General features: G+C 68.8%; 11 protein-coding genes. 6 read left to right on the plus strand and 5 right to left on the minus strand.

Annotated features, from left to right (window positions below; genetic code table 11):
• Both RMO97_RS00085 and secG read right to left on the minus strand, forming a co-directional pair.
• A partial coding sequence (locus RMO97_RS00085) for a CTP synthase (RefSeq protein WP_310538532.1) occupies window positions 1-1,013 on the minus strand: 1,013 nt, incomplete at its 3' end.
• A 149-nt stretch (window positions 1,014-1,162) separates the two neighbouring features.
• Window positions 1,163-1,585: a preprotein translocase subunit SecG gene (gene secG, locus RMO97_RS00090; RefSeq protein WP_310538533.1), complete on the minus strand. Its 423-nt coding sequence runs from the start codon at window positions 1,583-1,585 to the stop codon at window positions 1,163-1,165.
• A 112-nt stretch (window positions 1,586-1,697) separates the two neighbouring features.
• Here secG and RMO97_RS00095 point away from each other — a divergent pair, with 112 nt between their 5' ends.
• Together RMO97_RS00095 and RMO97_RS00100 are read left to right on the plus strand one after the other, a co-directional pair.
• Window positions 1,698-2,213, plus strand: a complete 516-nt coding sequence (locus tag RMO97_RS00095; RefSeq protein ID WP_310538534.1) for a GNAT family N-acetyltransferase — start codon at window positions 1,698-1,700, stop codon at window positions 2,211-2,213.
• A gap of 22 nt (window positions 2,214-2,235) precedes the next feature.
• Complete coding sequence (locus tag RMO97_RS00100; RefSeq protein WP_310538535.1) at window positions 2,236-2,646, plus strand: VOC family protein; 411 nt, start codon at window positions 2,236-2,238, stop codon at window positions 2,644-2,646.
• Here RMO97_RS00100 and RMO97_RS00105 read toward each other — a convergent pair.
• Together RMO97_RS00105 and RMO97_RS00110 are read right to left on the minus strand one after the other, a co-directional pair.
• On the minus strand, window positions 2,643-3,164 hold the full coding sequence (locus RMO97_RS00105) for an oxygenase MpaB family protein (protein ID WP_310538542.1): 522 nt from the start codon (window positions 3,162-3,164) through the stop codon (window positions 2,643-2,645). The genes RMO97_RS00100 and RMO97_RS00105 overlap by 4 nt on opposite strands.
• Window positions 3,151-3,573 (minus strand): oxygenase MpaB family protein, encoded by a 423-nt coding sequence (locus RMO97_RS00110; protein WP_310538536.1) that lies wholly within the window; start codon window positions 3,571-3,573, stop codon window positions 3,151-3,153. Before RMO97_RS00110 ends, RMO97_RS00105 begins: the two co-directional genes overlap by 14 nt.
• A 100-nt stretch (window positions 3,574-3,673) precedes the next feature.
• Here RMO97_RS00110 and RMO97_RS00115 point away from each other — a divergent pair, with 100 nt between their 5' ends.
• From RMO97_RS00115 to RMO97_RS00125, 3 genes are all read left to right on the plus strand, one after another.
• On the plus strand, window positions 3,674-4,822 hold the full coding sequence (locus RMO97_RS00115; protein WP_310538537.1) for an esterase-like activity of phytase family protein: 1,149 nt from the start codon (window positions 3,674-3,676) through the stop codon (window positions 4,820-4,822).
• 134 nt (window positions 4,823-4,956) lie between these two features.
• Window positions 4,957-5,802 carry an aspartyl protease family protein gene (locus tag RMO97_RS00120; protein ID WP_310538538.1) on the plus strand — a complete coding sequence of 282 codons (846 nt, stop codon included), beginning with the start codon at window positions 4,957-4,959 and terminating at the stop codon, window positions 5,800-5,802.
• A 40-nt stretch (window positions 5,803-5,842) separates the two neighbouring features.
• Window positions 5,843-6,073 carry a hypothetical protein gene (locus RMO97_RS00125; RefSeq protein ID WP_310538539.1) on the plus strand — a complete coding sequence of 77 codons (231 nt, stop codon included), beginning with the start codon at window positions 5,843-5,845 and terminating at the stop codon, window positions 6,071-6,073.
• Window positions 6,074-6,183: 110 nt separating this feature from the next.
• Here RMO97_RS00125 and tpiA read toward each other — a convergent pair whose 3' ends face one another.
• Window positions 6,184-6,927: a triose-phosphate isomerase gene (tpiA, locus tag RMO97_RS00130; protein ID WP_310538540.1), complete on the minus strand. Its 744-nt coding sequence runs from the start codon at window positions 6,925-6,927 to the stop codon at window positions 6,184-6,186.
• Window positions 6,928-7,063: 136 nt separating this feature from the next.
• Here tpiA and RMO97_RS00135 point away from each other — a divergent pair.
• Window positions 7,064-8,280: SurA N-terminal domain-containing protein (locus tag RMO97_RS00135; RefSeq protein ID WP_310538541.1), on the plus strand; the 1,217-nt coding region annotated here is incomplete at its 3' end.

Here is an 8,280-nt window from a genome sequence, read left to right on the forward strand (position 1 = left end):
TCGCGTTCGAAGGCCTCGCCCTCGATCCAGTCGAACTTCACCCGCACGTTCTGGGCGACGCCGCCGTGGATCAGGGCCTCCACCAGGGATTTGTAGGCGTCAGTGAGGCCTGTGTACTTGCCGACGATGGCGATGTTCACCTCGCCGTCGGGGTTGGTCAGGGTGTCGGAGATCGACTGCCAGCGCGACAGGTCCGGCGCCGGCGCGGTCTCGGCCATGCCGAAGACGTCGAGCACTTCGCGGTCCAGACCCTGGGCATGGTAGTCCAGGGGCACGTGGTAGATGTTGGCGCTGTCCATCGCCTGGATGACGGCGCTCTCACGGACGTTGCAGAACTGGCCGATCTTGCGCCGTTCGCCGGCCGGGATCGGCATCTCGCAGCGGCAGAGCAGGATGTCGGGCTGGATGCCGATGGACCGCAGCTCCTTGACGGAGTGCTGGGTCGGCTTGGTCTTCATCTCCCCGGCGGTCTTGATGTAGGGCAGCAGGGTCAGGTGGATGTAGCAGGCGTGGCCGCGGGGCAGCTCCTGGCCCAGCTGGCGGATCGCCTCGAAGAACGGCAGGCCCTCGATGTCGCCCACCGTGCCGCCGATCTCCACCAGGACGAAGTCGACGCCCTCGCCGGGGTCCGACAGCACGAACTCGCGGATCTGGTCGGTGACGTGGGGGATCACCTGGACGGTGGCGCCGTTGTAGTCGCCGCGCCGCTCCTTCTCGATGATGGTCTTGTAGATCTGGCCGGTGGTGATGTTGTCGGCCTTGGTGGCGTTCACCCCGGTGAAGCGCTCGTAGTGGCCCAGGTCCAGGTCGGTCTCGGCGCCGTCGTCGGTCACGAAGACCTCGCCGTGCTGATAGGGGCTCATCGTCCCCGGATCGACGTTAAGATAGGGGTCGAGCTTGCGCAGGCGGACCTTGTAGCCCCGCGCCTGCAGGAGCGCGCCGAGCGCGGCGGAGGCGAGACCTTTTCCCAAGGAGGAGACCACGCCGCCGGTGATGAAAATGTACCGGGTCATGGGCGTTCAGAGTAGCGGTGATTCGGGGCCTTGGCGCTCAGGTGATTCGCGAAAACCTGTTGAGGGGCGCAAAGGCCGCACCCGGCAAGCCATGGGAGATCGCGCCGCAGATGCGGCGATGAGGTCGGCTTGCCCATGAAAACCTTAGATCAGGGGTTGGTCGGCGCGGGGGCGGCCGGGGCGCCCTCGGCGTCGCCGGTGAACGGATTGCGAACCTGCGGGGTCGGGGCCGACAGCGGCGGCGGGGCCGCGCCCGGGCTGGAGGGCGCCGGCTGGGCGGGCTGGTTCAGCTTGCTGGGGTCGATGGCCTCGATCTTCATCCGGTCGACGACGGAATCCGAAGCGCCCTGACGGCCCGACAGCAGGGTGAGCGCCAGGCTGATGACGAAGAAGATCGATCCCAGGATCCAGGTGATGCGGGTGAGCAGGTCCCCGGCGCCTCGCGCGCTCATGAGACCGGTCGGGCCGCCGCCCATGCCGAGCGCGCCACCTTCGGACCGCTGCATCAGCACCACGGCGATGAGGCAGATGCAGACGATGATGTGGATGGTGAGCAGGATGCCAAGCAGCATGGGTACGTCCGGTAGCCTCGGCCGAAGGAACGGAGCCGAAATGAAGCGCGCGCTCTACCACTGAGACGGACGCAAGGCCATAGCTAGGGCGTTGCGCGCGTCGAGCAAGCCTATGATTCTCGAAACCGAACGCCTGAGCCTCCGTCCGCTTGAGGTTTCCGACGCCGCCCTGCTGTTTCCGATGATGAGCGACGCCGAGGTCATGGCCCACTGGGACGTGCCCGAGATCGACGATCCCGACCTGATCGCCGCCATCGTCGCCGGCCAGGTGGAGGACATGGCGGCCGGGCGCGCGTTGTACTGGGCCCTACGCGCCCTGGACGGCGAGGAATTCCTGGGGATCTGCGACCTGTCGGATATCGACCGCTGGCACAAGCGGGCCGAGGTGGGCTTCATGCTGGGGCGCGGCGCCTGGGGCCAGGGCTACGGCCTGGAGGCCATGCGCGCGGTGATCGCCCACGCCGCCTCGAGCGGCCTCCGGCGCCTGACGGCGCGGACCCACCTGGGCAACCGACGCTCCGACGCCTTGCTGGAGAAGCTGGGGTTCACCGAGGAAGGCCTGCTGCGCGGCCACGTCCTGCGCGACGGGGATCGCCGCGACTGCCGGCTGTTCGGCTTGCTGCTTTAGCGCGGCGAATTATGTGAGAGCCATGACCAACCATCCGATCCAACTCGCCGGCTTTGACCACATCGTCCTGCGCGTCCGCGACAAGGCCGAGATGATCGCCTTCTACACCGACGTCCTGGGCTGTTCGGTGGACTGGGACCGACCGGAACTGGGCCTGACCCACCTGCGCGCCGGCGTGAACCTGATCGACCTGGTGACCCTCGAGGGCCCGCTGGGCGCAATGGGCGGCGCCGGGCCGGGCGCCGAGGGCCGAAACCTGGACCACTTCTGCCTCACCGTCGCGCCCTTCGACGCGGCGGCGATCCGCGCGCACCTGGCGGCGCAAGGCGTGACGATCAGCGACGAGGGCGCCCGCTACGGCGCCCACGGCGACGGGCTGTCGCTGTACCTGCAGGATCCCGAAGGCAACACCGTGGAGTTGAAGGGCCCCTAGCCCGCCGCTTCCGGCACGCCGGCCGACGAAGACGCCGGGCGCGCGGCTAGCAGGCGTTCCTGCGTGCCGCGGCTGAGATAGAGGAAGTTGGCTGGCAGGCCGAGACGCTTGCTGGCCTCGCAAGGCGCGGAGCCCGGGACCGGGATGCGGTCGGCGAGCTTGCCGGCGGCCTTCAGCGCGAGGCGGTCGGTCGCGGTCAGGTCGTAGTCCGACCCCAGCGCCAGCTTCTGGCGCACGACAGGCGGCAGCAGGGAGACCGAGGCCCGCGCCAGGGCCCGGTGCAGGAACTTCGGCGCGGCCGGCGCCGCCTGACCCGACTGGATGATGTCGAGGAATTCGGTGACGATAGGGTGGGGCTCAAAGCGAGGCGCCAAAGTCTGCATCATCCCCAGGACGTCTGCGGTGGATTTTGGCGAGGACTGCACGCCGTAGAGCCGGGCGATGGGACCGGCCTCCTCGTAGAACCGGGTCTTCTCGGCCTCGCTCAGCGGGGAGACGAAGCGGTCATAGGCGTTCAGGAACCCGTATCCGGCCGTCGCCGCTGACCCAGTTCAGCAGTTCGACGTCGAGGGCCTTGTAGGCCTCGCCGGACGGGGTGTTCCCGGCCACGCGGCCATGCATGTTGGTGACGCCCTGGATGACCCGTCGCGCCGCGCTCTGCGGACCATAGACCCCGACCATGGCGGCGACGCCGGTACGCCTGGAGCGTCCGATAGGGTCGGTCTTGAACGTTGAATGGTCCCAGACGCCGGAACGGATGCGGGGGTCGGCGAATTCCAGCAGCACGGCGGCCACCCCGCCAACCGCGAGCGCAATGGGGTTCTTGTACACTCGCCAATGGACGGAACCCGGATCCAGAAACGCTGGCTCCCCCAAGGGCTGGCCGTGGTCGATCTTCCAGCCGAGATAGGAGGTCATATCGGTCATGGCCGAACTCCGGAGGGGATGTGCATAACGGTCCGCAGGATCGTCGCGATGCACGCCCCGCCATCAAGCTACCCAATTCGACAGGTTCGGAAGGCTTCATATGCCCTCGCCCCGCTTCACAGTCGAACGGCTCGCCTGGCAGGACCAGCCGCTGGGCGAAGTCGCCCTGCCCTCCGGCGTGTTGCGCGCCACCCTGGGCCTGGGTTCGGGGCTGACGCGGCGCCCGGGCGACCCGCCGGGGCGGCTATGGGCCCTGGGAGACCGGGGGCCGAACCTCAAGATCAAGCAGGCGGAGGAGGACTACGGCGTCGAGGGCCTGGACCATCTACGCGAGGTGGAGGGGGCCAAGATTCTGCCGATGCCGCAGATCGGGCCGAGCCTCTCGGAGCTGCAGATCACCGGCGACCGGATCGAGCGCCTTCGGACCCTGCCCTTGCGCGCGGCCTCGGGCGCCCCGGTGACGGGCCTCCCCCTGCCCGGTGGCGGCGAGGGGTCTATGGAGCCGCTGTTCGACGTGGAAGGGCGGCCGCTGGCTGCGGACGTGAACGGGGCGGACTCCGAAGCGGTCGCGGCCCTGGCGGACGGCTCGTTCTGGGTGGCGGAGGAGTATGGGCCCTCGCTGATGAAGGTCAGCGCGCAGGGCGTGGTGGAGACCCGCTGGACGCCGCAGGGCCTGGCCTGGCCCGGGGCCGAGGACCTGCTCCCCGCCATCGCGGGCCGGCGGCGGCTCAATCGCGGCTTCGAGGGGCTGGCGGTCTCGGCCGACGAGACCCGCCTCTATGCGGGGTTCCAGAGCGCCTTCGAGGGGGACGCGGCCGGGGCCGTGCGGATCTGGACCCTGGACGCGGCGTCCGGCGTCCTGCTGGCGGAGCACAGCTACCCCTTCGACCGGCCAGACAGCTTTCTCCGGGACGTCGAGGCCGGGCCGGTGGGGCCCGCCGACCTGAAGATCGGAGAACTGCTGTGCGTGGGCGAGGGCCGGCTGCTGGTGTTGGAGCGGATTTCCCACACCAGCAAGATCTATGTGGTCGACCTGAGGGGCGCTGGCGGGGTCCTGCGTAAGGAGCTGATCTTCAGCAGCGACGATGCACCGGAGATCGCGCCGGACCTGGAGGGCATGATCCTGCTGTCGGACCGGGAAATCCTTCTGGTGAACGATAACGATTTTGGGATCGAGGGCGTGGAGACGCGGTTCTTCAAGGTCACCCTGGAACGGCCCCTTCAAAGCCCGGACGGCGGCCCCATCTAGGGGGCGTCCCCTTTCCTTCCCATGAGGTCGTCCTGACCACCCGCCGCGCCCTGCTCGGACAAATCGCCTTCCTGGGCGCCGGCGCGGCCGGCATCGTCTTTGTGCGCAACGGGGGGCAATTCGGCGCGCCCCGGGTGATCTTTCCGGGCGACGTCTCGGGAAGCGGTTGGATCGACCTGCCGCGCGCCGGGGGATTCATCATGCTGCAGGGCGCCGTGGCCGGTTCCCCAATCCGGGTGTTGGTCGATTCCGGCGCCCAGTCCTCGGCCATCGACGCCGGATTCGCCAGCCGCCTGGGTCTGGCGGCGGGCCTGCCCCTGCCGGTTCTGGCCTACGGCGTCGGCGGTGGGCCCAGCGTCACCCATACGGTCGGCGTGGACCTGGATCTCGGGGCGCTGAGGGTCGAGCGGATCCGCGCCGCGGTTCTGAATCTGGCGGCCATCTCGGCCTTCACCAATCAACCCTTCGACATGCTGCTCGGTCGCGATGTCCTGCGTTCGATCATCCTGGAGGTCGACTATCCGCGCCGCCGCGCCGCCTTCCTGCGGCACGAGGCCTATGCGCCGCCCAGCAATTCGGTGCTCGCCCCGGTGACCCGGAAGACCGGCGGACTGCTTACCGAGGTCAGGGTTGAGTCCGGGGCGCCGATCTCGGCCCTGGTGGACACCGGGGCCTCAGGCGCCCTGGCACTGTCGGATCAGGCCGCCGCCGCTGCGGGCCTGCTCGATCAGGCCCGCAAGCTGACCTCCGTGCGGTCCATCGGGATCGGCGGGGCCAGCGTGGATCGTATGGTCACCGCCCACGAGGTTCGGTTCGCGGGCTTCACCCTGCGCGATGTGAAGGTGAGCATCTTCGCGGCGCAGCCGGGAAGTCCCCTGCCGGACGGCCTGATCGGCGCCGGCCTGCTGAAAGGGTTCCGCGTGGGCCTGGACCACAGGGAGGGCGCCCTGCACCTCAGCGATGCTGGAACAGCGGCCTGAGGCGTTCGTTGAGTGCGCAGCAACTCTCGAGGAACAGCCGATGCCCGCCCGCCCCCAGATCGGCAACGCCGCCGGCGAAGCCACCAAGGAATCCGACATCACCGGCAAGCCTGATGCGCCCGATCCCGGCGCCGAACGCGACCTGGCGGAGGCTGCGGGCGGTGGCGGCAACGCCCTCGGCGACGGACTGTCCGGATCGAAGAGCACCCTGGCCGGCGCCGACGCCAAGGGTCACGAGGGCGATGAAGATTTGGGCCGCGGCGGCGACTAGAGCATGTCAGGCGCAAGTGGGCGCCGGTTCGCCGCCCGGACATGCTCTAGATTCAAGAAGATAGACCCTTTTGATCCGATCAGGTTGATTCAACCTGATCCGGAAAGGGTCTAGACCGCTGCGATAATCCCCAGGAAGTCGGCGGCCTTCAGCGAAGCGCCGCCCACCAGGGCGCCGCCCACCTCGTCGGCATGCAGGATCTCGGCGGCGTTGGCGGGCTTCACCGAGCCGCCGTAGAGGATGGCCACGGTCGCGCCATGGGCGCCGAAGATCGCGGTCAGGGTCTCACGGATGGCGCGGTGGACCTCGACGATCTCCTCGGTGGAAGGGGTCAGGCCGGTGCCGATGGCCCAGACGGGCTCATAGGCCACGGAGAAGGCCTTGCCGGCCAGTTCGGCGGGCAGCGACGCTCTCACCTGCCCGGTGACGATCTCCAGGGCCTTGCCGGCCTTGCGTTCGTCCAGGGTCTCGCCGACGCAGACGATGGGTTCCAGGCCCGCACGCAGGGCCGCCTGGGTCTTGGCGGCCACCAGCGCGTCGGTCTCGCCGTAGCCGGCGCGGCGTTCGGAGTGCCCAAGGATCACCAGCTCAGCGCCGGCGTCCGCCAGCTGCTCGGCCGCCACATCGCCGGTATAGGCGCCGGAAACCTCGGCGCGGCAGTCCTGGCCGCCCACCAGAAGATTGGTGGCCTTCAGCGCGTCCGCCATCCGGGACACCAGGGTCGCCGATGGACAGATGGCCACCCGCGCCCGGGTCGATCCGAGGCCCGCGGCGGTGGCCAGGGCCTCCCCGAGGGACGCGGAATCCCCGTTCATTTTCCAGTTTCCGGCGATCAAGGGGACGGGGGCGGTCATCAAGGCCTCGCTTTTGTCGTGTTCCTTGGGCGAGTAAGGCGCCTTGAGAATTCTGTCACGCGCTTGCGGGGTCCAAGCGGCCTCCACTATACCGCCCGTTCCGATGCTCGCCCCGCGGGGCCAGGAAGACCGCCAAATGCTCGCCGCCATCCGCCAGTTCGCAAAATCCTGGGTCGCCCTCGTCTTGATCGGCCTGCTTGTCGTGAGCTTCGCCCTGTTCGGGATCAACGACGTGTTCACGGGGAGCACGTCCAACGCCGTGGTGACGGCGGGCTCGCGCAAGGTTTCGACCGCCGACTTCAAGCGGGAGTTCGACAGCTTCCGCAAAGGCGCCGAGCAGCAGGTGGGTCAGCCCATCACCAACGAGATGGCCGCAGCTAATGGCCTGGACACCCGCGTCCTGAACGAGGTGGCGAGCCGGGAGGCCTTTGGCGAGATGCTGGCCAAGATCGGCATCAAGCCTTCCGACACCCTGATCACCCGCGAACTGCAGAAGATCCCGGCCTTCTTCGACCAGGTCTCAGGCCGCTTCGACAAGAACCTCTACGCCCAGCGCCTCAATGAGAATGGCCTGACGCCGCCCGCCTTTGAGCTGATCATGCGCGACCAGGTCGCCGGCAGCCACCTGGTCTCCGCCCTGGCCAACGGCCTGCGGGTGCCGCGGGCCTATACCGCGCTCGGGGCGATCTACGCGATGGAGAGCCGCGATGTCGGCTACTTCACCATCGATCCGCGCAATGTCACCGCCCCCGCCCTGCCCACCGACGCCCAGCTCACCGAGCTGATGAAGGAAAACGCCGCGGCCCTGACCCGGCCCGAATTCCGCACGCTGACCGTCGTGCATTTCAGCCCGGCGATGGTGGGCGCCAACCTGCCCATCGATCCGGCCGAGCTGCAGAAGCGCTTCGAATTCCGCCGTGACACCCTCTCACGGCCCGAGACCCGCAGCCTCGTACAGATTCCGGCCAAGGACGCCGCCGCGGCCCAGGCCGTGGCCGCACGGCTGGCCAAGGGCGAGGATCCGGGCGCCATCGCCAAGTCCCTGGGCGTCGACGCCATCACCTATGCCGACAAGCCGCGCACCGCCATCGCCGACCCCAAGGTGGGTCAAGCCGCCTTCACCCTGCCGGTCGGCCAGATCGCGCCGGTGAAGGGTGACCTCGGCTTCGCGGTCATCCGGGTGAGCAAGGTCACCCCGGGCCAGGCCGTAACCCTGGCGCAGATCCGGCCCCAGCTTGAGGCCGAGCTGCGCAAGGACGCCGCCGCCGAGAAGGTCTATGAGATGACCCAGGCCTATGACGACGCCCACGGCGGCGGCGCCAACCTGGCCGAGTCCGCCAAGAAGGCCAACGT

Origin of the sequence: Phenylobacterium sp. (genome assembly GCF_031425575.1) — a bacterium.
GTDB lineage: Bacteria > Pseudomonadota > Alphaproteobacteria > Caulobacterales > Caulobacteraceae > Phenylobacterium.

Coding starts and splice junctions, on each gene's coding strand:
- secG (WP_310538533.1), bottom strand. CDS start 1,585: ATGCTGCTTGGCATCCTGCTCACCATCCACATCATCGTCTGCATCTGC.
- RMO97_RS00095 (WP_310538534.1), top strand. CDS start 1,698: ATGATTCTCGAAACCGAACGCCTGAGCCTCCGTCCGCTTGAGGTTTCC.
- RMO97_RS00100 (WP_310538535.1), top strand. CDS start 2,236: ATGACCAACCATCCGATCCAACTCGCCGGCTTTGACCACATCGTCCTG.
- RMO97_RS00110 (WP_310538536.1), bottom strand. CDS start 3,573: ATGACCGATATGACCTCCTATCTCGGCTGGAAGATCGACCACGGCCAG.
- RMO97_RS00115 (WP_310538537.1), top strand. CDS start 3,674: ATGCCCTCGCCCCGCTTCACAGTCGAACGGCTCGCCTGGCAGGACCAG.
- RMO97_RS00125 (WP_310538539.1), top strand. CDS start 5,843: ATGCCCGCCCGCCCCCAGATCGGCAACGCCGCCGGCGAAGCCACCAAG.
- tpiA (WP_310538540.1), bottom strand. CDS start 6,927: ATGACCGCCCCCGTCCCCTTGATCGCCGGAAACTGGAAAATGAACGGG.